Source organism: Paraburkholderia sartisoli, assembly GCF_900107685.1.
GTDB classification, from domain to species: Bacteria; Pseudomonadota; Gammaproteobacteria; order Burkholderiales; family Burkholderiaceae; genus Paraburkholderia; species Paraburkholderia sartisoli.
This window is the reverse complement of the sequence record NZ_FNRQ01000005.1, coordinates 120,059-146,329: the sequence shown is the minus strand read 5'-3', so window position 1 is coordinate 146,329 and position 26,271 is coordinate 120,059. Positions and strand designations below refer to the sequence as shown.

Here is a 26,271-nt window from a genome sequence, read left to right as displayed (position 1 = left end):
GGCTGACCTTTGAGCACCCTGATCGTCCTGTTGCCGCCACGTGACCCAGCGGTGCCTTCGCAGGAATGGCAACTGCCGGACATGCCGTTCCTGCTGCTCGACAAGGCGGGCCGCACCCAGCGCGCCGGACGCTCGGCGCTCGCGCTGCTGCCGCGCGCGTCGTCGACCGTGCTGATGGTCGCCGCCCGCGATCTCCTGATGGTCGCCGCGACGGTGCCGCCACTCAAAGGCCCGCGCCTGCGTCAGGCGCTGCCGAACGTCGTCGAGGATCAGCTGATCCAGGATCCGCAAACCTGTCACATCGCGCTCGATCCGCAACCGCTCGCAGCTGGCCGGCATCTGCTCGCGATCATCGATCGCGGCTGGTTCCGGTTCGTCGTCGAAGGCTTTCAGGCCGCCGGACACCGCAACCTGCGCGCCGTGCCCGTCACGCGCTGCCTGCCGCCCGCCGTCGCGACCGAAACGGCAAACGCGCTGGAAGAAGCGGTCGCGCTCGCCAGCGTCGACCCTGTCACGGCCGCCCCGGCCTCCGTGGCAGCCGGCGCAACCGGTTCAGCGCCCGACAGCGCGCCGGCCGTGACGCCCATCGTCGCCGCCGTGCTGGGCCGCGTCGTCCCCACCGCGCCGGCGCTGCTGATCGATTCCGCGTTCGACAACGCCACGCCGCGCGTCGAACTCGCGATCGTTCGCGGTGCGCAGGGCGAAGGTCTGGCGGTACCGGCCACCGCCGTTCCCGCGACGCTCGCCGCGCTCGCGGGCACCGCGCCCGTTACTCTGTACGCGCTCACCGATCTGCCTGGCAACGAGCCGCGTCTCACGTCGAACGCCGCGCCCGTGAGCGGCGCGCAACCGCTCACGTTCGAGGCGCTCGCGCGCCGCGCGCCCGAATGCCGCTTCGATCTGTGCCAGTTCGAGTTCGCGTCGCAGCCGTGGCGCCTCGACCGCGCGACGCTGCGTCATCTTCGCGTGCCGCTGCTGCTCACGGTCGCGTCGCTCGTGGTCGCGATCGTCGGCGCCAATGTGCAGTGGATGATGCTCGCGCGTGAACGCGACACCATCAACGCGCAGATGACCGAGCTGCTCCTCAACGCGTTCCCGAAGACGACCGTCGTGCTCGACGCGCCCGACCAGATGTCGCGTCAGTTGCAGCAACTGCGCGTCGCCGCGGGCGAACTGTCGCCGGATGATTTTCTTTCGATAGCGGATCGCCTCGCGCGCTCGCTCGGCAGCATCCCGGTGAACGGCATCGCCGCGCTCGACTATCACGACCGGCGTCTCGAGGTGACGTTCAAGCCTGAAGTGAAGGTCGACGCCGATCTCGGCAAACGCCTCGCGCGCAACGGGCTGAACGGCGCGATCGACAGCAACACCGGCAAGTGGACCATCAGGAACGGACAATGAAAACAGCACTGGCGGACACCTGGGCCGGATTCTGGGGCGTGCGCACGACGCGCGAAAAGACGCTGCTGACGTGGGGCGGCGCGGCCATTGCCGTCGCGCTTGCTTGGTCGGTGCTATGGGTGCCGGCGCAGGAAGGCCGCGCGCATCTGCGTGACACGCTGCCGGCAATGCGCGGCCAGCTCGCGCGGATGACGGCGCAGGCCAACGACGCGCGCGCGCTGTCGGCGGCCGCGCAGGGCGTCGCGCCGACGGGCGGCGCGCTGAAAGATGCGCTCAGCGCCTCGCTGGCCGATCACGGGCTCGCCGCGACGCAGGTGCAGGTGCTCGGCAACGCGGTGCAGATCCAGCTGAAGAACGCATCGTTCCCGGCGTGGACGGCCTGGCTCGACGACGTGCGCAAGCAGTACAAGGTGCAGGTCGCCGAGGCGCACGTGAGCGCGCTGAAGGACGACGGACAGGTGGACCTGACGGCCTCGCTCCAGCCATCGACGGTCAAATGAGCGTTCACCGACAGGGTCGCCGATGAACTTCTGGATGCGCCGTCTGCGCGCGGTGGTGCCGTGGGTGCTGGTTGCCGTGCTGTCGAACGTTGCCGTGCTGCTGGTGCTGCTGCCCGCCGCATGGGTCACGCCGCAATTCGCGAGAGCAACACGCGGTCACGTGAATCTCGTCGACCCGGCAGGCTCGCTCTGGAACGGCTCGGCCACGCTGATGCTCGCCGCGGGCGACGACCCGTCCGGCGCGACGCTGCTGCCTGGCCGCATCGAATGGCACACGGCGTTCTGGCCGCTGTTCACGGGCCGTGTGCGCATGCAGATGCGTCAGACCGAGGCGATGCCCGACGCGGTCACGCTCGACGCCACGCTACGCGGCGCGACGCTGACGGGCGGCAGCATCGCGGTGCCGGCCTCGCTGCTTGCGGGCCTCGGCGCGCCGTTTAACACACTCGATCTGCAGGGCGACGTGCGCCTCGCGTGGACCGACTGGCGCACGCTCGGCAACGAGGCGTTCGGCCAGCTCGATGTCACGCTCGGTGAGATGAGCTCGCGGGTGTCACTCGTGAAACCGCTCGGTTCGTACCGGGTGGCCGTGCAGGCGGAAGGCGCGCGTTCGACGGTCGATCTGTCGACGCTGAAAGGGCCGTTGATGCTCGACGGTCACGGCACGGTGCAGCAGACGCACTCGTCGTTCCAGGGCACGGCCAGCGCCGCGCCCGGGCAGCGCGACAACCTCGCCGGGCTGCTGAATCTGCTCGGCCGGCAAACCGGGCCGGACACGGTGGCGCTGACCTTCGCCCATTGAGCGGCCCGAAGGCCGCATGAAGCGACCCGAACCGGCTGCCTATTTCTGCGCGACGACGGGTTGTTGCGCGGCGCCTGCGCCTTCATCTTGCATCGGCGCGGTTGCGGCGGTCGGTGCCGCTGCCGGCGCGGTCACGCTGCCCGTTTCGCGATCCATCTGCGCGACGTCCCAGCCGCCGCCGAGCGCCTTCACGAGTCCGACCGACGACACCATCCGCTGACCCGCGATGCTCGCCAGCTTCTGCTCGGCGGTGAACGCCGTGGTCTGCGCGGTCAGCACGTTGACGTAGCCCACGGTGCCGGCCTTGTACTCGTTCTCGACGATGTCGCGCGCCTGGCGGGCGGAATCCACGGCCTGCTGCTGCACGACGATTTCCCGCTCGAGGATGCGCAGCGACGCGAGGTTGTCCTCGACGTCCTGAAACGCGGCGAGCACGGTTTGCCGGTAGGCGGCGACGTTCTGGTCGTAGGCTGCCCGCGCGGCGTCGGTTTGCGCGCTACGCAGGCCGGCATCGAAGATGGTCGCGGCGAGTTGCGGGCCGAGCGTCCAGAACCGCGACGGCGCCGTCAGCAGTTGCGACAACACCGAGCTTTCGAAGCCGCCGCTCGCCGTCAGCGTCAGTGTCGGGAAAAACGCGGCGATGGCCACGCCGATCTGTTCGTTGGCGGCGGCCGCCTTGCGTTCCGCCGAGGCGATATCCGGCCGGCGTTCGAGCAGCGCCGAGGGCATCTGCGCGGGGACGGCCGGCGGCGTCGCGTCGAGCGGCGAAGGCGGAATCGCGAACGTCGAAGCCGGCTCGCCGACCAGCACGGCGATCGCGTGCTCGTCCTGCGCGCGCGCGACGCCGTTGTCGATCGCCGCGGCCTGCGCGGACTGCAGTTGCGTCTGCGCCTGGATGACATCCGAGCGCGCGACGATGCCCTGCCGGTACTGGTTCTGCGTCAGTTGCAGCGAGCGGCTGTAGGCGGCGACAGTGTCGTCGAGCAGCTTCTGCGTTGCATCGAGCGAGCGCAGCGAGAAATACGTCTGCGCGAGCGTGGCCTGCGCCGAGAGACGCGCGTTGGCGAGATCGGCTGCGGCGCCCTGCTGGCCGGCTTCCTGCGAATTCACCGAGCGGCTTACCTTGCCCCAGAGATCCGGTTCCCAGGACGCATCGAGCCCGAGGTTGTAGCTGTTGCTGATCGAGCCGGAACTGCTGACGCCGATGGACGTGCCGTTCGATCCCGTTATCGAGCCCGTCGAATTGCGCGACGGCGTGCGTTGCCGCGTGCCGGCAGCCGATGCGCTGATGACCGGGAAGTACGCCGCCCTCGCCTCGCCGACGAGCGCGCGCGCCTGACGGTAAGCCGCGGCGAACTGGGCGACGGTCTGGTTCGACTGGTTGAGTTTTTCTTCGAGCGCGCTTAACTGCGGATCGTCGTAGATCGTCCACCACGTGCCACGATCGCCCTGGTCGGCCGGTTGCGCGACCTTCCAGCCCTCGGCGGCTTCCTTGTACGACGCGGGCACCTGCACGGCGGGCCGCTTGTAGTCGGGGCCAACCGCACAGCCGGCGAGCGCGAGCGCGAGCATCGCGCAAGCGCCGGCGAGCGTCAGGGCACGAGGCGCGACCGCAGGCGGGCGCGTGGTCTGTTCAAACTGCATGCAATGAATTCCTTTCGATCCGGCCGGCCGCACAACGGAATGCGCCGCGCGACCGCCATGACTGGCCGGGGCGCGACAGCGCGGCGCACCAGGATGGTAGCGCACGCGTTGCATAAGACGTGGAAAACTGAAAGGGTAATGCGGCGCACGCCGCAGGTGTGTTACTGACGGTTTCGGCGCGGTTACACCGCATTACTGCTGGTGTGCCGCGCCGGGTCCAGGCTGCGGGGGAGCGAGGTGCTCAGGTGCGCGAATCGCAGGTCTGGCGTGCCTGCTTGCCGGCCGCTGCGCGGCACGGCGGCGCATCGCAGCGCGTCTGGCAGAGGGTTGCGCTGGACGGCGCGGCCGCAGCCGGCTTGCCGGCCTGATCCGAACCCGAAGTCAGCAGGCCGGCGGGCACGGGCACGGCGCGATCGCGAACGGCGCGCCGATGATCGATCCATGCAAAGACCATCACCGCAATCGACCCACCCGGCAACACAAACATGACGGCGTACAGCGCCAGCTTCCACCAGCGGTTGGGCCCCTGGAAAGTCTGGAGCGCGGAACCGGTCAGGGAGCGGCTCAGGCCGCCAAGGGTGTTTTTCAGGTACAGCATTGCAGGATCCTCAGTGCATCGGCACATGCCGGTGCGGTTCAATCGGTCAGAACATGGTCTCGTGATGGCGCAGGTCGCGCTTAACTCATTGCCTGTCATAATATTGACTATGCAATTAAATTTCAACATACTTCAGGCCTTGTCCGATTGACTGTTGTTTTTTGTTGCAGCGCGCCATTGCGGAACGTGCCTTGCGCCCCCCGCCTGGCAGATAAAATCCGCTTCAGTGAAATGGACGTTTCAGGCGACCCGCAATGATGGATGGACCTTACGACAGCAAGGAGGCTCGACTGGAAGCGAGTCTTGGCTATTACCTGTCGAAAGCGCGCAACGTGCTGGCCCAGCGGATGGACCGGGCGGTCGGGCCGCTTGGGCTCACGTCGTCGCAGATCGGCGTGATCCTGCTGCTGTCGTGCGGGCGGGCGCATACGCCGTACGAGCTGTCACGGGCGATGTCCTATGACAGCGGTTCGATGACACGCATGCTGGACCGGCTCGAAAAGAAGGGTTTCATCGCGCGCAGCCGCAGCGATGCGGACCGCCGGATGGTCGAGCTGGAGTTGACGTCCGAGGGCAGGAAAGCGGCGCGCGTGCTGCCGGAAATCGGATCGGCCGTGCTGAAAGAGCAGTTGCGGGGCTTTTCGGAGAGCGAGGTGGCGACGCTGGTCGGCCTGCTCGAGCGCTTCATCCAGAACGGCCCGGTGGTGGACGAATAAAGAGAAGGCGCCTTGATGCGCCTGTTTTTTCAGGCATTTAGCTGTCTGGGCAGAGAGTGTCCAGGCATGCAAGAAGCGCTCCACATGCAGTCTGGGCGTCTTCATAAGCATGCCGCGACAAGCTTTTTCCGCGGACAAAGGGATTGGGACCATGTCAGTTTCCGCTACGACCACTGCCGACGGACCGGCTCAACCGGCACAACCCGCCCAGCCCGCGCCGCTCGCGGGCGGCATGCTCGCCTTGCTGACGCTCGGCCTCGCGCTGGGCACGTTCATGGAAGTGCTCGATACCTCGATCGCCAACGTCGCGGTGCCCACCATTTCCGGCAGCCTCGGTGTGGCGACGAGCGAAGGCACATGGGTGATTTCGTCGTATTCGGTGGCGTCGGCGATTGCGGTGCCGCTGACGGGCTGGCTCGCGCGGCGCGTCGGCGAGGTGCGTCTTTTCACGCTCTCCGTGCTGCTGTTCACGATTGCCTCGGCGATGTGCGGCCTCGCGCACAATTTCGAATCGCTGAACGCGTTCCGGCTGGTCCAGGGGCTCGTGTCCGGTCCGATGGTGCCGCTGTCGCAGACCATCCTGATGCGCTCGTATCCGCCGGAAAAGCGCGGTCTCGCACTGGGCCTGTGGGCGATGACCGTGATCGTCGCGCCGATCTTCGGCCCGGTGATGGGCGGCTGGATCACCGACAACTACACGTGGCCGTGGATCTTCTACATCAACGTGCCGATCGGGCTCTTCTCGGCGGTGTGCGCGTTCTTCCTGCTGCGCGGCCGCGAGACGAAGACCACGCGGCAGCGCATCGACGCCGTCGGGCTCACGCTGCTCGTGATCGGCGTGTCGTGTTTGCAGATGGTGCTCGACCTCGGCAAGGATCGCGACTGGTTCAACTCGAACTTCATCGTCACGCTCGGGATCATCGCGGTGGTGTCGATCGCGTTCATGCTCGTGTGGGAGATGACGGAGAAGGAGCCTGTCATCGATCTGTCGCTCTTCAAGGACCGCAACTTCGCACTGGGCGTGCTGATCATCTCGTTCGGCTTCATGGCGTTCTTCGGCTCGGTCGTGATCTTTCCGCTCTGGCTGCAGACGGTGATGGGTTACACGGCAGGCCTTGCCGGCCTCGCGACGGCGCCCGTCGGCCTGCTCGCGCTGGTGCTGTCGCCGCTCATCGGGCGCAACATGCACCGGCTCGATCTGCGGATGGTGGCGAGCTTCGCGTTTTGCGTGTTCGCGTTCGTGTCGCTGTGGAACTCGACCTTCACGCTCGACGTGCCGTTCAGCCACGTGATCTGGCCGCGCCTCGTGCAGGGCATCGGCGTCGCGTGCTTCTTCGTGCCGATGACGACGATCACGCTCTCGAGCGTGTCGGACGAGCGTCTCGCGAGCGCGTCGGGCCTGTCGAACTTCTTCCGGACGCTTTCGGGTGCGATCGGCACTGCGGTCAGCACGACGTACTGGGAAAACGACGCGATCTATCACCACGCGGTGCTGTCGGAATCGGTCAACGCGTATTCGGCGAATACGACGGCGTATAGCAATGCGCTGTCGAGCCTCGGCATCGCCGGCCAGAGCATCACGGCGCAAATCAACCAGATCGTCACGCAGCAGGGCTACATGATGGCGACCAACGACTTCTTCCGGATCTCGTGCGTCGGGTTTGTGGTGCTCGCGGGTCTCGTGTGGATCACGAAGCCAAGGAAAGGCGCGTCGGCGTCGATGGGACACTGACTGACGATATTGCTTGCGGCACCCGGCTCACTGCGTCACGAGCCCGCCCGCTGGCGCATGCGTGGTCTGGACGGGGCCGGTTTCAAGCTGCATCGTGGCGGCGGGCGCCGAGGCGGGTTGCTGTCCGGCCGGGCTCGCGCTTGCCGCGCTGCCGCGCACGAAACGCTTGAAATCGGCGCCGGCTTTCCACGGGTTCGGCTGGCAACCCATCGCGCTGTCGCAATGCGCGGCGAAGCCGATCGTCGCGGTGCCGTCCTTGTTTTCCGTCTTCGTGATCTCGTAGGCGAGCGCGCGTTTGCCGCCATCCGGGCCGGCGGTCTGGATCAGCGTATCGCTGGCCGATTCCAGCGCGTAAGTCGACACCTGCGTAACCCACGTCCGCGCCCGCGTCCACCATATATCGCACTCGGTTTTGTTCGCACAGGTGAGCGGCGCGGTTGCGATCTGCATCGTGTCGGGATCGACCTGACCGCTGCTCGAGCAGCCCGCGGCGAGCGCGCAAAGGACAGCCAGCAGAGCTTTCTTCATGGCGATCCACCTCCGTCGGTTGAGCCGTGCGGGATGGCGACCCCCTCAAGCCGCGCGCCGCCTCACGTCACGTCATGAAAGTTGGACCGGCGGCGCTCGAGGTCGTTTCATGCAGCGCGCTGCGCGCTGCAATCACACGCTGAAGCGGTTCAGTGTGTACGCGCGATAGGCGGCCACGAAGGCGTCGAACGAGCCGACTTCTTCGCGTTCGAGCTTGGTCTGTTCTTCCAGCGATTTCGCGGCCAGCGTGGCGAACGCCTGGGCCTCGGCGGCGGGCAGCGGACGCGCCCTGAAAGCCGCCGCATGCGCGATGCCTTGCGCGAGACCGAATTGCAGGAAGCTCTGTTTCTGGTCGCGCATGGTTTGCAGCACGCGTGCCGACGGCGTGAGCGATACGTCGGCAAGCTTCGCGCGTTGCGCGGCGACCGCACGCGCGTGCGCGTCGCCGCCACGAATTGCGTCCAGCGCTGCTGCTGCTGCATCGATCTTGCCGAACAGCTCATTCGCCCAGTCGAGCATCCGAACGGTCTTGCCATCGCGCGTCAGTTCGAGCGCTGGCTTGCGCCCTTCCATCGTGACGCGGCCAAAGTTCCGGTTTGCTTCCGCGTAGGCGTCGGGCGGCAGCGCGGCGCTGTCGTCGAGCGCGCAGACGAGCAGGTAGGCGTCGAGAAAGCGCGCGGTTTCAAGCGAAATGCCGACCGGCTCGAACGGATCGATATCCATGCAGCGCACTTCGACGTATTGCACGCCGCGTGCGGCCAGCGCGTGCAACGGACGCTCGCCGGGATACGTGACGCGCTTCGGACGGATCGTCGAGTAAAACTCGTTTTCGATCTGCAGGACGTTCGTGTTGATCTGCACCCACTCGCCGTCGCGCTGCGTACCGATCGCCTCGTACGGCGGATACGGCTGGCTGACCGCCTTCGCGAGCGCGTCGAGATAGCCGGGCAGCGTGTCGTAGTCGGCGTGCAGCGCGGCCTGCGCCGTCGTGTTCGAGTAGCCGAGATCGCTCATTCGCAGGCTCGTCGCGTACGGGCGGTACAGCGTGTCGGCGTCGAAGGTGTCGAGCGTGTGTGCGCGCTCGCGCAAAAAGCGCCGGTCGAGCGCCGGCGAAGCGCCGAACAGATACATCAGCAGCCAGTTCGTGCGGCGGAAATTGCGGATCAGCGCGAGATAACGCTCCGACTGGAAGTCGACCGCGTTTGCCGTCGACTGCTGGTCGGCGCGCAGCAGCCGCCACACTTCTTCGTTCAGCGAATAGTTGTAGTGGATGCCCGCGATGCACTGCATCGTGCGGCCATAGCGCAACGCGAGGCCGACGCGATACACGTACTTTAGCTTGCCGATATTCGACGTGCCGTAGTCCGCGATCGGGATTTCATCGTCGGCGGGCAGCACGCCTGGCATCGAGTTGTTCCACAGGATCTCGTCGCCGAGTTCGGCGTAGACGAAGCGATGTAGCTCATCGAGCTTTTCGAGCGTGACGCTGACGTCTTTCTCGGCCGGCGTGATCAGTTCGATCAGCGCTTCTGAATAATCGGTGGTCAGCGACGGGTGCGTGAGCGCCGAGCCCAGCGCGCGTGGGTGTGGCGTCATCGCGAGACGACCGTCCTGCGTCACGCGCAGGCTTTCTTTTTCGATGCCGCGCAGACCGGTCGTCAGCGCGTCGCGCTGCGGGCCGGAGGTCAGCACGGACAGGCGGTGCGAAAGAGCGTCGGTCGTGCGGATGGGAGTCGTGTTGGGCATTGATGCAGGTCGTGCGCTGCCGGTGCGTGGCTACCGGCAACGATCAGCGGAATTTTCAGTAGCGGGCACTTTAACATCTCGCCACGACGGCTGCTTGAGGCCACTCTGGCGGTGCTTCGAGCGTGTTCGGGACTTCCCTGGCACTGCATTTTTTTGCGTTGCCGCCCTGCTGCCCGGTCTGCTTCAACGCTCGTGCGCGCTGTTCCCCGGGCGTTTAACGCCGCCCGGGCGCTGCATGAACCCTAGCCTCCGCGAGCGCCCTGCGCGCGGTCGGCGACTTCGTTCCACAGATGCATCGCCGCGTATGCGCGCCACGGGCGCCAGGCTTCGGTGCGCGCGTGTTGCTGCGCAGGACGCACGAGCGCCGGGTCGCGCGCGGCGATTGCCTGCATCAGCACCAGATCGAGCGCCGGCCACGCGTCGGCGTCGCGCCACGCGCGCATCGCGACGTATTCGACTGTCCACGGCCCGATTCCCGGTAACGCGAGCAGCGCCGCGCGCATCGTATCGGGATCGTCGATCCCGGCGCCTTCGACCGGCACGGTGCCCGACGCCACGGCCTGGGCAAAGCCCTGCAATGCGGCGATGCGCTTGCCGGGCATGCCGATCTGCGCGAGATCGACGGCGGCAAGTGCCGCCGGCGTCGGAAAGCGCCACGCGGTGCCTTCGTGCGCGTGACCTTCGATGCGCAGGCCGGCGCGCTGCACGAGCCGGCCGATGATCGTGGTGGCCGCTTTCACGCTGACCTGCTGCCCGACAATGGCCCGCACGACCAGCTCGAAACCGGACCACGCGCCGGGCACGCGCAGGCCGGGCGACGCGTCGACGAGCGGCGCGAGCCACGGGTCGTCGGCGAAATGCGCGCGGATCGCGGCCGGATCGGCGTGCAGGTCGAACATGCGTGCGATCGGCGCCGCGAGCGCGCCCGCGTGCTGCCCGACGGCGCCTTCGAGGCTCGCGACGATGCAACGTTTCTTCGGATGAAGACGGACGGTGAGCGTGCCGCTGTCGCCGGCCCATTCGATGGCGCGCCGGTACGCGCCGTCTTCGACTGCTTCGACGCCTGGCGTCGCGCGCCCCGCGAAAAAGCGCAGGACGCGCGGCCAGTCGAAGGGTGGCTTGAACGGCAGCTCAAGCGTGACAGCGGCAAGCGAGGCGGATGGGCTCAAGCGGCGTGATCCAGATCGTGGGTTTTGGCCGGCGCGGACGAGCCACCGGCGATCTCCGCGCCTGCGTGGCGCGCTTCGGCTTCCAGCAGCGCCGCCTTGCGTGGCAGGCCCCAGCGATAGCCGGCGAGCGCGCCGCCCTTCTGCACGACCCGATGGCAGGGAATCGCGAGCGCCACCGGGTTGGTCGCGCAGGCGCTGGCCACGGCGCGCACCGCGCGTGGCGAGCCAACCGCTTCGGCGATGTCCGAATAGCTGCGCGTCTCGCCGTATGGAATGCGGCGCAGCGCGTCCCAGACCCTCAACCTGAACGCGGTCGCTGCAATATCGAGCGGCAGATCGACCGCCTGCTGGCTGCCGCGCAGATACGCATCGATCTGCGCGATGAACGGCATCAGCGGGCCGGCTTCCTCGCGGAGTTCGGCATTGGCGAATTCGGCGCGCAGTTCGTCGACGAGCGGCGCCACATCGTCGCCGAAAGCGATCTTGCAGATGCCTTTTTCCGTGGCGGCCACCAGCACGAAGCCGAGCGACGTCGGCGCACTGGCGTAGCGCACGACGAGCCCCGCCCCCTTGCGACGATACGCCGAAGGCGCCATGCCGAGCTCGGTGGGCGCGGTGTCGTACATGCGCGACGGCGAGCCGAAGCCGGCGTCGACCGTGGCCCGCGTGACGTCGTCGCCCCGCCGCAGCGCGTCGCGCAGCGCGGCGCCGCGTTGCGCCGCCTGGTACTCGCGCGGCGACACGCCCATGACGCGCTTGAAGAGGCGCTGCAGGTGAAACGGGCTGACATGCACGGCGTCGCCCAGCTGCGCGAGCGTGACGCGCTGCTGCGGATCGGCGTCGAGCGCCGCGCACGCGCGGTTCACGATCTCGATGTCGCGCGGCAGGCGGCTAGGCTGGCAGCGCTTGCAGTCGCGATAGCCGGCGGCGCGGGCGTCATCCGCCGTGTCGAAAAATTCGACGTTTTCGCGGCGTGGCGGCCGCGACGCACACGAAGGACGGCAGAAAACGCCCGTCGTGCGGACGGCGAAGAAAAACGCGCCATCGGCTTCGGCGCTACGTTCGGTGACGGCGGCCCAGCGCTTTGCGTCGGTGGACCAGGCAGTACGGAGAGTGTTCGAGGTGTTCATGACGTTCCCGACAGGACGGTTTCGATGTTCACCAATGTAGTCAGCATCCCCTCACCCTACGCTCCGCTTCTTGCTCTGTCATTTCGGCCATTCGGCTAGCGGACGGGGGATTGCGCGATGCGTCGTAGGTAATATGCGACAAATTGTCATTTCCCCGGGTTTTCCCTTAAAAAGTTATTGCATCGCACCAGGCCGTTGTGTATAGTCGTCTCTGTCTCCTCCATGTCTCCTCCTGATATGGATTCAGCCCGCTCCCAGTGAGCGGGCTTTTTTTCGCCTGTTTTCCCCCGCTTTCCCTTTACTGCCGGGCCGCACCGGTGGTGCAATCAGCCTCTTCTGGCGCTTTCGTTTCACGCACGTCGCCTGCCTCTCCTACACTCCTGGAGGGCCACCCAGCGGTGTCCGGATCGGAACGAAGGAGAGATTCCCATGAAGTTTCATATTCGCGAGATCGACCATATCGTCATCAGGGTGCGCGATCCCGAGGCGATGACGCGGTTTTACTGCGATGTGCTCGGCTGCAACGTCGAAAAAGAGCAGCCGGATATCGGACTCACGCAGTTACGCGCCGGGCGCTCGTTGATCGATCTGCTGAAAGTGGGCGGTCCGATCGACCGTCCGGAGAGCGGCTCGCCGGACGCCGGTCGCAATATGGACCACGTCTGCCTGCGCATCGAGCCGTTCGACGCCGATGCGCTCAGAACCCATCTGGTCGCGCACGGCGTGCAGCCTGGCGAGCAGGCGTTGCGATACGGCGCGGACGGTTACGGGCCCTCGCAGTATCTCTTCGACCCGGAAGGCAACATGGTCGAGCTGAAGGGGCCGCCCGAGGCGGCGCGTTCCAGCGCGCTGTAGGTGTTAGAAGAAGCGTCGTGGCCCGGCAATACGCGTCAGGCGCCGGCGGGCGCTTTCAGCACCGACCACTCGATCGGTACCGGGTCGGCGGCGGAACTGCCGAGCCACGCGGCGCCGTCCTGCACCGTGCACTGCAGCCGCATCGTCCGTTCGGCCAGGCTGCCGAGCGATGCCGCCACGCCTTCGCCAAGCGACCACACCGTCACGTTGCGCAGCCGTTCCACCTTGCCGCGCACGCCCTGCCACCAGATATCGGACGTGCGTCCGGCGTACGCGATCACGATCACGTCGTTCGCGCGGCCGCTTGCCTTCGCGATGCGGCGCTCTTCCGGCTGGCCGACGTCGATCCATGTTTCGATGGCGCCCGTCAGGTCCTTTTGCCAGAGGTCCGGCTCGTCGGTATCCGAGAGGCCCTTGCAGAACTCGAGGCGTTCCTGCGCGAACAGCGCGAACGCGGCGACACGGACCATCATCCGTTCGTCGGTTTCGGACGGATGGCGGGCGATCGTCAGCTGGTGATCGGCGTAATAGTGCCGGTCCATGTTGGCGATCTGGAGTTCAGCCTTGTAAATCGTCGATTTGAGAGCCATGCAGCGTTTTCGGCCCGCTCGCACGGGCGATTCAGAATAATGGGGACAGGCAGCGGACCGCCGGTTAGCGGGCCGCTGCGACGTCGAACGGGCCGCCGTAAACATCCGCGGCGGCCGCGCGCAGCGCGCCGAGCACGACCGAAGCCGCAGGTGAAAGCAGATGCGACTGGCGCGTGATGATACCGAAAGCGTCCATCCGGTACGGCAGTTCGATCGGCAGACGCTTCAGCACGCCGTATTGCTGGTACTGCCGCGTGACTTCGTCGGGCAGCACGGCGAGCATGTCGCTTTGCAGCAGCAGGCTCGCGATTGCCAGAAAATTGTTCGTGTTCACCACGTTCTGCGGCGGATTCAGGCCGATCTGCGAAAACATCATGTCGAACCGGTGACGCAGCACGCTGCCCGGCGGATGCAGCACCCAGCCGGCATTCACGATCCCGCGCAGCGTCAGCCCGGCTTCGCCTTCGAGCGGATGGCCGGGCCGCGCGACGACGCACAGCGGCTCGTCGGCGAGCGGCTCGTAGTGGATCTCCGTCTTCAGCTGATTCTGCCGTTCCAGCACGCGGCCAATCATGATATCGAGGTCGCCTTCGGCGACGCGCGGCAACATCACGTCCGACGTTTCGACCTGCACCCAGATCTGCAGCTGCGGATACTGCGCCTTCACTTTCGTGATCGCACGCGGCACCATCGTCGCGGCCGCCGCGGCGATCACGCCGATGCGCACCTGACCGGCCAGCCCCTCGCGTAACGCCGATATTTCATCATGCGCGTGACTGAGGTTTGACAGCACCATCCGCGCGTGGCGAATCATCACCTCGCCGTACAGCGTGGCGTGCATCCCGTGCGGCGTACGGTCGAAGAGGCTCACGCCGAGCATGTCCTCGAGTTCCTTCAGCAGTCGCGATGCGGCGGGCTGCGTCATGCCCAGCACATCGGCGGCGCGGCGTACGTTGCCTTCTTCCTCCATCGCCGCGAGCAGCAGCAGCTGCCGCGTTTTCAGCCGCGCGCGCACAAACCAGTTCGAATAGCTGCGGGTCATCGCGTGTCTCGCTCCGTTGTCATGTCATGCCGTGACGCGCTGGAAATGCATCGCGGCCCGGCGAACCCGGTCTTGTCATACCAGAAACGATATCACGATGTCCCAAAAAGGGATTGGAAAGTTATTGCGACGACTCATACCATTCGTGGACTTTCAGCGAACCGGCCGTGTGCATTGATGAATCGCGACTTTCTCGTTCCCCTCGTTTCGGGTCCATTCCGGCACTTCATCAACGGTGCGTGGGAATCGGGCGCGACGACCGGGCTTTCGCTGAATCCATCCGATCTCGACGATCCGGTCGGCGAATATGCTCGCGCCGACGCCCGTCAGACCGATGGTGCGATCGAGGCAGCAAGCGCCGCGTTTCGTGAGTGGTCACTCGCTTCGATCCAGCGCCGCGCCGATGCGCTCGATGCAATCGGCAGCGAAATCCTCGCGCGCAAGGACGAACTGGGCCGCCTGCTGGCGCGCGAAGAAGGCAAGACGCTGCCCGAGGCCATCGCCGAAGCGGCGCGCGCCGGCCAGATCTTCAAGTTCTTCGCGGGCGAAGCGCTGCGCATTCCCGGCGAGCATCTCGCGTCGGTGCGCGGCGATATCGATATCGACGTGACGCGCGAGCCGGTCGGCGTGATCGGCATCATCGCGCCGTGGAATTTCCCGCTCGCCATTCCGGCGTGGAAGATCGCGCCCGCCCTCGCCTATGGCAACTGCGTCGTCTTCAAGCCGGCGGAAACCGTGCCGGCGTGCGCGGCGGCGCTGGCGGGCATCATCAATCGCGCCGGCCTGCCGGCGGGCGTGTTCAACCTCGTGATGGGCAGCGGCCGGCAGGTCGGCGAACGGATCGTCGCGAGCCCGCTCGTGCAGGCGATCAGCTTCACCGGCTCGGTCGCGACGGGCACGCGCGTGCTGCAGGCGGCGGCCGCCCGTCAGGCCCGTGTGCAGCTGGAAATGGGCGGCAAGAATCCGCTCGTCGTGTTGAACGACGCCAATCTCGACACCGCCGTCGACGCCGCGCTGAACGGCGCGTTCTTCTCGACCGGACACCGCTGCACGGCGTCGTCGCGGCTGATCGTCGAGCGGGGTGTGTTCGAGCCGTTCGTCGCGACGCTCAAGGCGAAACTCGCCGCGCTCACGGTCGACCACGCGCTCAGGCACGGCACCGACATCGGTCCGGTCGCAAACGAACAGCAACTCGCGGTGACGCTCGACTACCTGCGCGCCGGGCGCGAGGAAGGCGCGGAACTGGTCGCGGGCGGCCGCCAGCTTGAACGGGCGACGCGCGGTTACTTCCTCGAACCGGCGCTCTTCATCGGCGAACCGGGGCACCGGATCGCGCGCGAGGAGATTTTCGGACCGGTCGCCGTCGCGTTGCCCGCCGACGACTACGACCACGCGCTGCATCTCGCGAACGACACGCCATTCGGCCTGTGCGCGGGCATCTGCACGCAGTCGCTGAAATACGCGCGGCATTTCAGGCGACACAGCCAGAGCGGCATGGTGATGGTGAATCTGCCGACCGCCGGCGTCGACTATCACGTGCCGTTCGGCGGACGGAAAGGCTCGAGCTATGGACCGCGCGAACAGGGCACGTACGCCGCGGAGTTCTACACGACTGTGAAAACCGCTTACGTCGCGGGCTGAACGCGCGCGCTGGAGCATGAACCAGCGCCGCACGCGATGTGGCACACCGGCGCACGCGGGCACCCGGATCCGCATGCGTCTGCATTGACCGGCTGCTATTCGCCAGACAGGCATGCAGCCTTGATAATCGAAGGAGACTATCTGTGAATCGCAAGCTTCGCCGTTTGACGTTGTCCGCGATGGCCGCCGCTGCCCTCGCCGCTCCGTTTGCTGTCCATATGTCGGCACAGGCCGACGAGCCGCTGAAAGTCGGCTTCCTCGTGAAGATGCCCGAGCAGGCATGGTTCATCAATGAACAGAAAGCCGCCACCGCGCTCGGCCAGAAAGAACACTTCTCGGTCGTGAATATCGGCACGCCGGATGGAGAAAAGGTGCTGGCCGCGATCGATAACCTCGGCGCGCAGGGCGCGAAGGGCTTCGTGATCTGCGCGCCCGACGTGCGCCTCGGACCGGCCATTCAGGCGCGCGCGAAGCGCTACAACATGAAGTTCGTCACCGTCGACGACCAGCTCGTCGACTCGACCGGCAAGCCGCTCGCGAACGTGCCGCATCTCGGCATGTCCGCGTTCAAGATCGGCAATCAGGTCGGCCAGGCGATTTCGGATGAAATGAAGCATCGCGGCTGGAAGCCGGAAGAAGTCGGCGCGCTGCGCATCACGAGCTACGAACTGCCGACGGCCAAGCTGCGCACCGATGGCGCGACGCAATCGCTGCTCGCGAACGGCTTCAAGAAGGAGAACATTTTCGACGCGCCGCAAAAGACGACGGACGACGAAGGTGGCTTTAACGCGTCGTCGCCGGTGCTGGCACAGCATCCGAACATCAAGAAGTGGGTGATCTTCGCGCTCAACGAAGAAAGCGTGCTGGGCGGCGTGCGCGCCACCGAGCAGCTGCACATTCCCGCTGCGGATGTGATCGGCGTGGGCATTAACGGCGCGGGCGAAGCGTTCGCCGAGTTCCAGAAGAAGGAACCGACGGGCTTCTTCGGCACGATCGCCGTCAGCTCGACCAACCACGGCAGGGAAAGCACGGAGAACCTGGTCGAGTGGATCGAGAAAGGCAAGCAGCCGCCCGCCGATACGCAGACCACCGGCAAGCTGATGGTGCGCAGCAACTGGCAGCAGGTGCGTCAGGAACTGGGTATCTAAGGATGCATGTGCGAGGCACACGGCGCGTCTGGCGTGGTGTGCCCCGCCCCATCAGCAAGAGGCATTCGATGACCGGTTTATCTCAAGACGAAACGACGGCGCCCGATACGCGCGCCGTCGATCCGTATCTCCAGCTGGAAGGTATTACCGTGCGCTTTCCGGGCGTACTCGCGCTCGACCAGGTGTCGCTCGACGTGCGTCGCGGCGAAGTACACGGTCTCATGGGCGAAAACGGCGCGGGCAAGTCGACGCTGCTCAAGGTGCTCTCGGGCGTGAACCACCCCGAGGCGGGCACGCTGTCGCTAAACGGCGCGGTGCAGCAGTTCGCCACGACGAAGGCGGCAATCGAAGCCGGCATCGCGATCATCTATCAGGAACTGCATCTCGTACCGGAGCTGACGGTCGCGGAAAACCTGATGCTCGGCGCGCTGCCGAACCGCTTCGGCGTGCTCGACGAGAAGGCGCTGGTCAAACGCGCCATTCACGAACTCGACCGGCTCGGCGAGAAGATCGATCCGTCGGTGCAGGTGAAGCGCCTGTCGATCGGCCAGCGGCAGATGATCGAAATCGGCAAGGCGTTGATGCGCGACGCGCGCGTGATCGCGTTCGACGAACCGACGAGCTCGCTGTCCTCACGCGAAACGGAGCAGCTTTTCCGCATCATCCGCGCGTTGAAGGCCGAAGGCCGCGCGATTATCTACGTCACGCATCGCATGGACGAAGTCTACGAACTGTGCGACCGCGTCACCGTGTTTCGCGATGGACGGCGCATCGAGACGTTCGAGGACGTCGACGGGCTCGAACGCGACCGGCTCATCAGCTGCATGGTGGGCCGCTCGATCAGCGACGTGTACGGCTATCGTCCGCGCGAAGTGGGCGCCGTGCAGCTCGACGTCAACGGACTGATGGGACCGGGTCTCTCGGAGCCGGCTTCCTTCACGGCGCACGCGGGTGAAATCGTCGGCTTCTTTGGTCTTGTCGGCGCGGGCCGCTCCGAGCTGATGAAGCTGATCTACGGCGCGGTCAGGCCCACGGCGGGCGAAGTCACGCTCAAGGGCAAGCGCGTGCAGTTCGCCACGCCGCGCGACGCAGTGCGCGCCGGTGTCGCGCTTTGTCCCGAGGATCGCAAGCAGGAAGGGATCGTCACGATCGCCTCGGTCTCGGACAACCTGAACATCAGCTGCCGCCGCCACTTCAGCCGCTTCAACGTGCTCAACGGTCGCAAGGAAGCACAGACCTCGAAGGAATACATCGCGAAGCTCGCGATCAAGACGCGCAGCGGCGACACGGCGATCGGCACGCTGTCGGGCGGCAACCAGCAGAAGGTGATCCTGTCGCGCTGGCTCGCCGAGGAAATCGACGTGTTCCTCATGGACGAGCCGACACGCGGCATCGACGTCGGCGCGCGCAGCGAGATCTACGGCCTGCTGTACGGGCTCGCCGAAGCGGGCCGCACGGTGATCGTCGTGTCGAGCGACCTCGCGGAAGTGATTGGCGTCGCCGATCGCATCCTCGTGATGAAGGAAGGCCGCATCACGGGTGACCTGCCCAAGGCGCAGGCAACGCCCGACGCGCTCATCAAGCTCGCGCTGCCGCGCTGACACACCAGCGCGCGAATCAGGCAATCGAAACGGGAACAGACAACATGCAAACGCAATCCACCAATTCTTCCGCGCCGCCACCACCGCCGCGCGTATCGGCTGGCGTCGGCTCGCGTGCGGCGCGCACGTGGGACCTCGTCAACAAGTCCGGCATCGTGATGGTGTTTCTCATCCTGTTCGCGGTGCTGGCCGTGACGGTGCCGGACTTTCTCAGCTCGCGCAACATCCAGGGCCTGCTGCTGTCGGTCACGCTGATCGGCTCGATCTCCGTGACGATGATGTTCGTGCTCGCGCTTGGCGAAGTGGATCTCTCGGTGGCGTCGATCGTCGCGTTTTCGGGCGTCGTGGCGTCGACGCTGATTACCGCGACGCACAGCGTCATGCTCGGCGTCGCCGGCGGCGTGCTGGCGGGTGGCGCGGTCGGGCTCGTGAACGGCATGCTGGTGGCGCGCTACAAAATCAACTCGCTGATCGTCACGCTCGCGATGATGGAAGTCGTGCGCGGCCTCGCGTTCATCACCTCGAACGGCGATGCGGTCATGATCTCCGAAGAACGGTTTTTCGACCTCGGTGGCGGCTCGTTCCTCGGCATTTCGTATCCGATCTGGAGCAACATCGTCGGCTTTGTGCTGTTCGGTTTCCTGCTGAAGAAAACCGTGTTCGGCAAGAACGTACTGGCCGTCGGCGGCAACAGCGAAGCGGCGTTGCTCGCGGGCTTGCCGGTGACGCGCATCAAGATCACCGTGTTCGTGCTGCAAGGGCTCGTGACCGGCTTCGCGGGCGTGATGCTCGCGTCGCGGATGAGCCTCGGCGATCCGAAAACATCGGTGGGTCTCGAACTCGGCGTGATTTCCGCCTGCGTGCTCGGCGGCGTGTCGCTGACGGGCGGCGTGGCGACGATTTCCGGCGTACTCGTTGGCGTGTTGATCATGGGCTCGGTGCAGGACGCGATGAGCCTGATGAACGTGCCGACTTTCTATCAATATCTGATTCGCGGCGGAATTCTGTTGCTCGCGGTATTGTTCGATCAGTACCGCCGCAGCAAACGCGTGCATTGACGCGCGCCCTCCCGCGCCCGCCGCAACGGTAAAAACAGGAGTTTTCATGGCTGATTCCAAAAAGAACGCGAAGCCGCTTCGCAGCCAGGCCTGGTTCGGCCTGAAAGATCGCGACGGCTTTCTGCACCGCTCATGGATGAAAAACCAGGGCATCCCGCACGACGAATTCGACGGTCGTCCGGTGATCGGCATCTGCAACACCTGGTCGGAGCTCACACCGTGCAACGCGCACTTCCGCGAGCTCGCGGAGTACGTGAAAAAAGGCGTGTATGAAGCCGGTGGGCTGCCGCTGGAGTTTCCCGTGATGTCGCTTGGCGAGACGAACCTGCGCCCTACCGCGATGCTGTTTCGCAATCTGGCTTCGATGGATGTCGAGGAGTCGATTCGCGGCAACCCGATGGATGGCGTGATCCTGCTCGTCGGTTGCGACAAGACCACGCCCGCGCTGCTGATGGGCGCGGCGTCGTGCAACCTGCCCGCGCTCGCCGTCTCTGGCGGCCCGATGTTGAACGGCCGCTTTCGCGGCAAGAACATCGGCTCGGGCACGGGCGTCTGGCAGATGTCGGAGGAAGTGCGCGCCGGCACGATGACGCAGGAAGAATTCACCGAAGCCGAATCGTGCATGAACCGCTCGCGCGGCCACTGCATGACGATGGGCACCGCTTCGACGATGGCGTCGATGGTCGAATCGCTCGGCATGGGCCTGCCGCACAACGCGGCGATTCCCGCGGTCGATGCGCGCCGTCAGGTGCTCGCGCATCTGGCCGGGCGGCGCATCGTCGACATGGTGCGCGAAGACCTGACGATGGACAAAATCCTCACGCGCCAGGCGTTTGAAAACGCGATCCGCACGAATGCGGCGATTGGCGGCTCGACCAACGCGGTGGTTCATCTGATCGCGCTCGCGAAGCGCATCGGCGTGCCGCTCTCGCTTGAAGACTGGGAACTGGGCTCGGACGTGCCGTGTCTCGTGAACCTGCAGCCTTCCGGCGAGTATCTGATGGAGGACTTCTATTACGCAGGCGGTTTGCCCGCGGTGCTGAAGCAACTCGGCGAACAGGGGCTGCTGCATCGCGACGCGCTGACCGTCAACGGCAAGACGATCTGGGACAACGTGTCCGGCGCGCCGAACTACGACGAGAAGGTCATCACGACGTTTGCGGAGCCGTTCAAGCCGAAGGCGGGCATCGCGGTGCTCAAGGGCAATCTGGCGCCGAATGGCGCGGTGATCAAGCCTTCGGCGGCGACGCCTTCGCTGCTCCAGCATCGCGGCCGCGCGGTGGTGTTCGAGAACATCGAGGAACTGCACGCGAAGGTGGACGACGATTCGCTCGACATCGACGAGCACTGCATCATGGTGCTCAAGGGTGCGGGGCCGAAGGGCTATCCGGGCTTCGCTGAAGTCGGCAACATGCCGCTGCCCAAAAAGGTGCTGGAAAAAGGCATCACGGATATGGTCCGGATTTCGGATGGTCGCATGAGCGGCACGGCGTACGGTGCGGTGGTGCTGCATGTGTCGCCGGAAGCGGCGGCGGGCGGTCCGCTCGCCCTGGTCAAGACGGGCGACATGATCGAGCTCGACGTCGCGGCGCGCCGGCTGCATCTCGAGGTGTCCGACGAGGAACTCGCGCGCCGCCGCGCTGAATGGCAGGCGCCGGATCTGCCGAAGCGCGGTTACTACAAGCTCTATGTCGAGCACGTGTTGCAGGCGGATCAGGGCGCGGATCTGGACTTCCTTGTCGGATCGAGCGGCGCGCCCGTGCCGCGCGATTCGCATTGATTTATCGTTGAGTCACCTGCGCTAGCGAGAAGGCGCCATGCCGATGCGGTTCTGCCGCATCGGCTTTTTTAAGGTTCCTCGCGCAGATGCCGCCCAAATGCAAAAATGGCCAGTCCGTATGAACTGGCCATTTTTGTGCAGATATGCCGACGAACAGGCGAAGCCCGATCAGCCGGTGACGAAACCGGTTGCGTCGGGCTTCTGCGTTGTGCCGGAACTGCCGACCTTATTGCTTGATGAAGCGGTCGTTGGTCCAGAGCCCCTGCGTGTCGCCGTTACCGGCGTTCACGAATTCGAGGTCATGCCCCACGACGCGCACCACGCGGAAATCGGCGTTTTCCGGCGTCGAAAGACATTGATAGCCGGAGAAGAACTCCTGCATCTTCTGTTGCTCGCCCGCTTGCGCGTGATGATCGGCGGCGTCGAACTTGTCCTTCGACAGACACCCATATGAATTAGGCCGGAACTGGATCGTCTGCTGCGGCTTGATGACGATGTCCTGCGCCTGCGCGGCGGAAACAGCGGCAAGGCCAGCGATCGCGAAAAGAACAGCAATGTGCTTTTTCATGTTCAGCCTCCGTGCGGGTCATTACTCAGGTTAGCTATCTATTTAACTTCGGGGGACACCCGTATCTTGCACTCTAGGAGAACTGCAAACGGACACAAGCACATCTTGTGTGCGCTCGCAACAGTGGCGAATTGTCGCAGACGGTGTCGCATCTGAAAGTCGGCTGAAAAGCGCGCGTAAACCCCGGGTGGGCGAGTATTGGCTGAAATGGGGGATTTCTGGCTGTGCGCTTTATCCATCAAGCGTTTTACGTGAACAGGGTGAATCGGTCGAATGCGTTAATTAAACGACGACTAAGATTTATTGCGATTTTGTGCATTGCACACACACTCATTAACCCGATGAATCAAAAGGCCTTGAGTATCGGGTTAGATGCAGAATAAAAAAGATGCCTGCTTGCATTTAGCTGTCTTCGCGGACGCATTCACGGCGCGAAAACCGGCATCTGGCATGTCGGGAATACCATGACTGGGCATGCGGAATGCTTTAAAACGACCGTGGAGCGGGCGATACGTCGCGCTGCCGGAACGGGCGAAGCAATGCGGGACAAGCCTTTCACCGGTGATTCAGTGACGCCCGGCGAATATCTGGCGATGAGCCAGTACGGCGGAAAATACAACACCGGATGTGACGCCTACAATGGAATGAGGGACTAGCCGCTCCGCTGATCCAGGAGGCTATCGTGATTGAGAAGTTCATCCTTGGCGCGTTTCTGGTCGTGCCGTTATTGATTGTCGCGTTCCTGTTTTCCGATGAACTCTGGCAGGAGCGGCGTTTGCAGGACCGTGTCGTGCGGTCAAAGCGCATGAACTGGCGGCATCCGCTGCGTAGTTTGAGGCATCGGCATTGAACCGGCGATGCATGCGGGGGCGTAGCCTGGGCGTTCGCCCGTTTGTTTGCCCGGACGCGGATGGCGAGTCATCGTCCTGCCGGCCTCGGCTTCGAACATCAGACCGCGTGAATTGCGCGACTTTGCAGCGCGAAACAGATCTGTCCGTCAGGGATGGTACGAAGAACGTCCGCCAGCGCGTCTCGATCCACTTCACGGCCGTACCTTCATCCTCCATTACTGATTCGGGCAACAGGAAGGCGTCCGTGTCCTCGCGAAGTTCCTCGAGCGTTGGACGGAGAGGGGCTGGACCCGGGTCTGCCGCCGCAGACCAATCCGCGAACGGCTGGTTCGGGAGGATCAGAACGAGCGCCCGGTTGATCGTGAACCGCGGATAGTCAGATAGGGTGGTGCGATGACAAAAGGGTGAGCCAGCATTGTAGTGATCGTGTCGCTGGACGAATCGTCTACAGTTCCTCCCCCTTTTCGTTCTCGTCGTCCCTGCGCGCCACGCAGATTCTTCTGTGTGGTCGATGGCGTCGTTTGATCGTGCAGCCGTCGAGACGGAAATTATTTCGGCAGCTTCTTTTGCGCTCGTTCGATCTGCTGAATACTCGTATCAGGTGTCGGCAGTTGTTCGGGCATCGTACCGCCCAATTCCTGAATCGTTTCCCGCACCTTATGGCCCACCGCAAAGTGCGTCTGGTTCGCTCGCTGCTTGCCCTTGATTCCATCGCGCCGCAGCTTCTCCTCGGTCTGAGTCGCCCGGAACAGATTGGCAGCGAGTTCCGTACTGCCCATGTGGTCGAGGATCTTCTGGCTCTTTTTCAGACCTTTCCTAGTGTGGATTTCCTTGCTGCGAAGGCCGCCGTACAGACCTTTATAGCCGTGATCCTGAAAGATTGCGTAGTCGATCGGCGTTTCGACACCCGCATCCTTCGCGGCCGCGGCGAGGTGCTTGTTGTGCGTCACTAATTCGTTGCGAATCGCAAGACGACGCTCGTCCTCGCCGAGCTGGGCAAACTTCGCATCGTCGGCCAATTCCTGGCGGCGCGTCTGCATTGCGAAATAGGTTTGCCCGTTAGCAATTACCGGCTTTGACGGGTCGCCATTCTGTACGATCAGGTAGCAGGCGTAACGAGACAGGCACACGTCGTCGATCGGGCGTTGCGCGCCGGAACCGATCCCGACCATTTTGCGCATGTCCGCAAAATGGTCTTCCATCTGTTGCCCGCTCTGGCGGCAGGCCTTCCGAGCCTTATCCAGCACCGGCAGGAAGTTGCGCCATTGCGGGTAATCAAGCAGTGGCGCGAGGTCACGAGCAAACCAGAACTCCGAGCCGCTGTCATTGATCTGCTTGATGCTTTCGAAGGTTCTATGGTGGAGCGCTTCTATCACGTTGCTATTTACCACTGACACCTCCCTTGCTGGGGTGGTTGCCGCCGTTTGGCAACAATTGCCGATAATTGTAGATCGGAATACTGTTTTTTTGTACAGGTGGTAGAGATCAGGTCGCGGAGCCAAATTTGCCGAGGAACAGCTTGCGTCCTTCGTCGATCCGCGCATCGGCGAGACGCCGCCTGCAGCCATTTCCGCGTAGCGGCGGGTGTGCTCCCGAGCCGCCATCAGGCTGGTGGCTGGATAATTCGCCGATCGTGACGACTGGTTGGTTCTGTACTGGTGACCGTGGCTGTCAATGGCAGAAGTTTGGCGAACGTGGGAGCAATAGTGAAAGCTTGCAAAAGCGCTTGGGAGACCGTGTTGTGAACCCTGGACACTGCCCGGCGACCGATCACTTCCCAATACAAAAGCGGCTGAAAATCACCCCGAGCAGATCATCGGAGGTGAACTCGCCGGTGATCGAATTCAACTGTTCCTGTGCAAGCCGCAGTTCCTCGGCGAAGAGATCGAGTGCCTGCGCGCTCTGGTCCGCGTGCCGGGCGGCCGTACCGAGATGTTCCTGCGCCGCGCGCAGCGCGATCAGATGCCGCTCCCGGGCCAGATACACGCTCTCCGCGCCCGCCTGCCATCCCGCGATGCGTAGCAGTTCCGCGCGCAACAGCGAAATGCCGTCGACCTTCTTCGCCGACAGCCGCACCTCGCGCAGATCGGCGCCGCCGGTGTCGTCGAGCTTCGTCACCGACGGCGCGAGGCCGGTGAGATCGGTCTTGTTCATCACGCGCACGACCGGCACGCCCGGCGGAAAACGCGCTGCGATCGGGCCGTCTCCCGGCGTCATGCCCTCGCGTGCGTCGAGCAGATGCAGCACGACATCCGCGCGTTCGATCTCGCTCCAGGTGCGCGCGATGCCGATCTTTTCGACTTCGTCTTCCGTTTCGCGCAGGCCGGCGGTATCGATCACGTGCAGTGGAATGCCCTCGATCTGGATTGTCTGCGTGACCTTGTCGCGTGTCGTGCCGGCGATCGGCGTGACAATCGCCAGTTCCGCGCCCGCGAGCGCGTTCAGCAACGACGACTTGCCGACGTTCGGCTGGCCCGCCAGCACCACCGACAACCCTTCGCGCAGCAACGCGCCCTGACGCGCCTCGCTCAGCACGTCCGCCAGCCGCTCGCGGATACGCGAGAGCTTGCCGCGGGCGTCGGCCGCCTCCAGAAAGTCGATCTCTTCCTCGGGGAAATCGAGTGTCGCCTCGACGAGCATGCGTAGCGTGATGACCTCGTCGACCAGCGCGTGAATGTCGCGCGAAAACGCGCCTTCGAGCGAGCGGCCGGCCGAGCGCGCGGCGGCCTCGGTGCTCGCCTCGATCAGGTCGGCGACGGCCTCGGCCTGCGCCAGATCCAGCTTGTCGTTGAGAAACGCACGGCGCGTGAATTCGCCAGGCTCCGCGAGCCGCAGCCCGACGGCGCGACCCGCATCGATACACCGTTGCAGCACGAGCTGCAGCACGATCGGACCGCCGTGGCCCTGCAGTTCGAGGACATGCTCGCCGGTGTAGGAATGCGGCGCCGGAAAGTACAGCGCGATACCGCGGTCGAGCGCATGGCCGCCGCCATCGAGAAAAGGCACGTAGCTCGCATGGCGCGGCGCCAGCGACTGACCGGTCAGCGCCAGCATCAGCGGTTCGGCAGCGGCCTCACCGGCGCGGCCGAACGAGATCCGTACGACACCGATCCCACTTCGCCCGGGCGCGGTGGCGATGGCGACAATCGGATCGGAATCGGTAGTGAGCAT

General features: G+C 64.9%; 23 protein-coding genes. 12 read left to right on the top strand and 11 right to left on the bottom strand.

Translation table 11 applies throughout. The annotated features are described in order from the left end of the window. The first annotated feature begins 9 nt into the window (after positions 1-9). From gspL to BLV45_RS16545, 3 genes are read left to right on the top strand one after another with little or no spacing between them, the layout of a single operon-like run. A complete protein-coding gene (gspL, locus tag BLV45_RS16555) occupies positions 10-1,401 on the top strand; it encodes a type II secretion system protein GspL (protein ID WP_090535029.1) in 1,392 nt (463 codons plus the stop codon). After that, positions 1,398-1,901: a type II secretion system protein M gene (locus tag BLV45_RS16550; protein ID WP_090535027.1), complete on the top strand. Its 504-nt coding sequence runs from the start codon at positions 1,398-1,400 to the stop codon at positions 1,899-1,901. Before gspL ends, BLV45_RS16550 begins: the two co-directional genes overlap by 4 nt. A 22-nt stretch (positions 1,902-1,923) precedes the next feature. Further along, positions 1,924-2,703, top strand: coding sequence for a type II secretion system protein N (locus BLV45_RS16545; protein ID WP_090535024.1), 780 nt, complete (start codon positions 1,924-1,926; stop codon positions 2,701-2,703). Between the two features lie 39 nt (positions 2,704-2,742). Here BLV45_RS16545 and BLV45_RS16540 read toward each other — a convergent pair whose 3' ends face one another. Beyond that, on the bottom strand, positions 2,743-4,347 hold the full coding sequence (locus tag BLV45_RS16540; protein ID WP_090535021.1) for an efflux transporter outer membrane subunit: 1,605 nt from the start codon (positions 4,345-4,347) through the stop codon (positions 2,743-2,745). 241 nt (positions 4,348-4,588) lie between these two features. Further along, on the bottom strand, positions 4,589-4,945 hold the full coding sequence (locus BLV45_RS16535; RefSeq protein WP_090535018.1) for a hypothetical protein: 357 nt from the start codon (positions 4,943-4,945) through the stop codon (positions 4,589-4,591). Between the two features lie 254 nt (positions 4,946-5,199). Between BLV45_RS16535 and BLV45_RS16530 the strand changes: the two genes are divergently transcribed. Then, complete coding sequence (locus tag BLV45_RS16530) at positions 5,200-5,661, top strand: MarR family winged helix-turn-helix transcriptional regulator (protein WP_090535015.1); 462 nt, start codon at positions 5,200-5,202, stop codon at positions 5,659-5,661. A gap of 151 nt (positions 5,662-5,812) precedes the next feature. After that, positions 5,813-7,393, top strand: a complete 1,581-nt coding sequence (locus tag BLV45_RS16525) for a DHA2 family efflux MFS transporter permease subunit (protein ID WP_090535012.1) — start codon at positions 5,813-5,815, stop codon at positions 7,391-7,393. A 27-nt stretch (positions 7,394-7,420) separates the two neighbouring features. On the opposite strand, the gene BLV45_RS16520 is transcribed toward BLV45_RS16525, so the two are convergent. The 4 genes from BLV45_RS16520 to ada all read right to left on the bottom strand — a co-directional run bounded on the left by BLV45_RS16520 (position 7,421) and on the right by ada (position 11,966). After that, positions 7,421-7,921 (bottom strand): hypothetical protein, encoded by a 501-nt coding sequence (locus BLV45_RS16520; protein WP_090535010.1) that lies wholly within the window; start codon positions 7,919-7,921, stop codon positions 7,421-7,423. 132 nt (positions 7,922-8,053) lie between these two features. Next, positions 8,054-9,667, bottom strand: a complete 1,614-nt coding sequence (gshA, locus tag BLV45_RS16515; RefSeq protein WP_090535007.1) for a glutamate--cysteine ligase — start codon at positions 9,665-9,667, stop codon at positions 8,054-8,056. Between the two features lie 242 nt (positions 9,668-9,909). Continuing rightward, complete coding sequence (locus BLV45_RS16510) at positions 9,910-10,836, bottom strand: DNA-3-methyladenine glycosylase family protein (RefSeq protein ID WP_090535004.1); 927 nt, start codon at positions 10,834-10,836, stop codon at positions 9,910-9,912. Continuing rightward, positions 10,833-11,966, bottom strand: a complete 1,134-nt coding sequence (ada, locus tag BLV45_RS16505; RefSeq protein ID WP_090535002.1) for a bifunctional DNA-binding transcriptional regulator/O6-methylguanine-DNA methyltransferase Ada — start codon at positions 11,964-11,966, stop codon at positions 10,833-10,835. Before ada ends, BLV45_RS16510 begins: the two co-directional genes overlap by 4 nt. Before the next feature lie 429 nt (positions 11,967-12,395). Here ada and BLV45_RS16500 point away from each other — a divergent pair, with 429 nt between their 5' ends. Further along, positions 12,396-12,821: a VOC family protein gene (locus BLV45_RS16500; RefSeq protein ID WP_090535000.1), complete on the top strand. Its 426-nt coding sequence runs from the start codon at positions 12,396-12,398 to the stop codon at positions 12,819-12,821. Between the two features lie 35 nt (positions 12,822-12,856). Here BLV45_RS16500 and BLV45_RS16495 read toward each other — a convergent pair whose 3' ends face one another. Continuing rightward, the gene (locus BLV45_RS16495) at positions 12,857-13,411 is read right to left on the bottom strand and encodes a YaeQ family protein (RefSeq protein WP_090534997.1); all 555 of its coding nucleotides are present in this window, start codon (positions 13,409-13,411) and stop codon (positions 12,857-12,859) included. A gap of 64 nt (positions 13,412-13,475) precedes the next feature. After that, positions 13,476-14,453 carry a LysR family transcriptional regulator gene (locus BLV45_RS16490; protein WP_090534994.1) on the bottom strand — a complete coding sequence of 326 codons (978 nt, stop codon included), beginning with the start codon at positions 14,451-14,453 and terminating at the stop codon, positions 13,476-13,478. 177 nt (positions 14,454-14,630) lie between these two features. Here BLV45_RS16490 and BLV45_RS16485 point away from each other — a divergent pair, with 177 nt between their 5' ends. The 5 genes from BLV45_RS16485 to BLV45_RS16465 all read left to right on the top strand — a co-directional run bounded on the left by BLV45_RS16485 (position 14,631) and on the right by BLV45_RS16465 (position 21,681). Continuing rightward, positions 14,631-16,094: an aldehyde dehydrogenase family protein gene (locus BLV45_RS16485; protein ID WP_090534992.1), complete on the top strand. Its 1,464-nt coding sequence runs from the start codon at positions 14,631-14,633 to the stop codon at positions 16,092-16,094. A 143-nt stretch (positions 16,095-16,237) separates the two neighbouring features. Beyond that, positions 16,238-17,242 (top strand): arabinose ABC transporter substrate-binding protein, encoded by a 1,005-nt coding sequence (locus tag BLV45_RS16480; protein ID WP_090534990.1) that lies wholly within the window; start codon positions 16,238-16,240, stop codon positions 17,240-17,242. Between the two features lie 68 nt (positions 17,243-17,310). After that, positions 17,311-18,843 (top strand): L-arabinose ABC transporter ATP-binding protein AraG, encoded by a 1,533-nt coding sequence (gene araG / locus BLV45_RS16475; protein WP_090534988.1) that lies wholly within the window; start codon positions 17,311-17,313, stop codon positions 18,841-18,843. 44 nt (positions 18,844-18,887) lie between these two features. Further along, on the top strand, positions 18,888-19,901 hold the full coding sequence (gene araH / locus BLV45_RS16470; RefSeq protein ID WP_090534985.1) for an L-arabinose ABC transporter permease AraH: 1,014 nt from the start codon (positions 18,888-18,890) through the stop codon (positions 19,899-19,901). A 46-nt stretch (positions 19,902-19,947) separates the two neighbouring features. After that, positions 19,948-21,681, top strand: coding sequence for an IlvD/Edd family dehydratase (locus tag BLV45_RS16465; RefSeq protein ID WP_090534983.1), 1,734 nt, complete (start codon positions 19,948-19,950; stop codon positions 21,679-21,681). Positions 21,682-21,907: 226 nt separating this feature from the next. Here BLV45_RS16465 and sap1 read toward each other — a convergent pair whose 3' ends face one another. After that, positions 21,908-22,249 carry a surface attachment protein Sap1 gene (sap1, locus tag BLV45_RS16460; RefSeq protein ID WP_090534981.1) on the bottom strand — a complete coding sequence of 114 codons (342 nt, stop codon included), beginning with the start codon at positions 22,247-22,249 and terminating at the stop codon, positions 21,908-21,910. A gap of 682 nt (positions 22,250-22,931) precedes the next feature. Here sap1 and BLV45_RS27600 point away from each other — a divergent pair. Then, positions 22,932-23,099 carry a hypothetical protein gene (locus tag BLV45_RS27600; RefSeq protein WP_176954184.1) on the top strand — a complete coding sequence of 56 codons (168 nt, stop codon included), beginning with the start codon at positions 22,932-22,934 and terminating at the stop codon, positions 23,097-23,099. A gap of 549 nt (positions 23,100-23,648) precedes the next feature. Here BLV45_RS27600 and dinD read toward each other — a convergent pair. Together dinD and mnmE are read right to left on the bottom strand one after the other, a co-directional pair. Further along, positions 23,649-24,491, bottom strand: a complete 843-nt coding sequence (dinD, locus tag BLV45_RS16455) for a DNA damage-inducible protein D (RefSeq protein WP_245753322.1) — start codon at positions 24,489-24,491, stop codon at positions 23,649-23,651. A 379-nt stretch (positions 24,492-24,870) separates the two neighbouring features. Next, a complete protein-coding gene (gene mnmE / locus BLV45_RS16450; RefSeq protein ID WP_090534979.1) occupies positions 24,871-26,271 on the bottom strand; it encodes a tRNA uridine-5-carboxymethylaminomethyl(34) synthesis GTPase MnmE in 1,401 nt (466 codons plus the stop codon).

Coding starts and splice junctions, on each gene's coding strand:
- BLV45_RS16530 (WP_090535015.1), top strand. CDS start 5,200: ATGATGGATGGACCTTACGACAGCAAGGAGGCTCGACTGGAAGCGAGT.
- araG (WP_090534988.1), top strand. CDS start 17,311: ATGACCGGTTTATCTCAAGACGAAACGACGGCGCCCGATACGCGCGCC.
- BLV45_RS16550 (WP_090535027.1), top strand. CDS start 1,398: ATGAAAACAGCACTGGCGGACACCTGGGCCGGATTCTGGGGCGTGCGC.
- BLV45_RS16535 (WP_090535018.1), bottom strand. CDS start 4,945: ATGCTGTACCTGAAAAACACCCTTGGCGGCCTGAGCCGCTCCCTGACC.
- BLV45_RS16545 (WP_090535024.1), top strand. CDS start 1,924: ATGAACTTCTGGATGCGCCGTCTGCGCGCGGTGGTGCCGTGGGTGCTG.
- BLV45_RS16495 (WP_090534997.1), bottom strand. CDS start 13,411: ATGGCTCTCAAATCGACGATTTACAAGGCTGAACTCCAGATCGCCAAC.
- BLV45_RS16485 (WP_090534992.1), top strand. CDS start 14,631: ATGAATCGCGACTTTCTCGTTCCCCTCGTTTCGGGTCCATTCCGGCAC.
- sap1 (WP_090534981.1), bottom strand. CDS start 22,249: ATGAAAAAGCACATTGCTGTTCTTTTCGCGATCGCTGGCCTTGCCGCT.
- gshA (WP_090535007.1), bottom strand. CDS start 9,667: ATGCCCAACACGACTCCCATCCGCACGACCGACGCTCTTTCGCACCGC.
- BLV45_RS16540 (WP_090535021.1), bottom strand. CDS start 4,347: ATGCAGTTTGAACAGACCACGCGCCCGCCTGCGGTCGCGCCTCGTGCC.
- araH (WP_090534985.1), top strand. CDS start 18,888: ATGCAAACGCAATCCACCAATTCTTCCGCGCCGCCACCACCGCCGCGC.
- BLV45_RS16465 (WP_090534983.1), top strand. CDS start 19,948: ATGGCTGATTCCAAAAAGAACGCGAAGCCGCTTCGCAGCCAGGCCTGG.
- ada (WP_090535002.1), bottom strand. CDS start 11,966: ATGAACACCTCGAACACTCTCCGTACTGCCTGGTCCACCGACGCAAAG.
- BLV45_RS16490 (WP_090534994.1), bottom strand. CDS start 14,453: ATGACCCGCAGCTATTCGAACTGGTTTGTGCGCGCGCGGCTGAAAACG.
- BLV45_RS16500 (WP_090535000.1), top strand. CDS start 12,396: ATGAAGTTTCATATTCGCGAGATCGACCATATCGTCATCAGGGTGCGC.
- mnmE (WP_090534979.1), bottom strand. CDS start 26,271: ATGCTCACTACCGATTCCGATCCGATTGTCGCCATCGCCACCGCGCCC.
- BLV45_RS16520 (WP_090535010.1), bottom strand. CDS start 7,921: ATGAAGAAAGCTCTGCTGGCTGTCCTTTGCGCGCTCGCCGCGGGCTGC.
- BLV45_RS16525 (WP_090535012.1), top strand. CDS start 5,813: ATGTCAGTTTCCGCTACGACCACTGCCGACGGACCGGCTCAACCGGCA.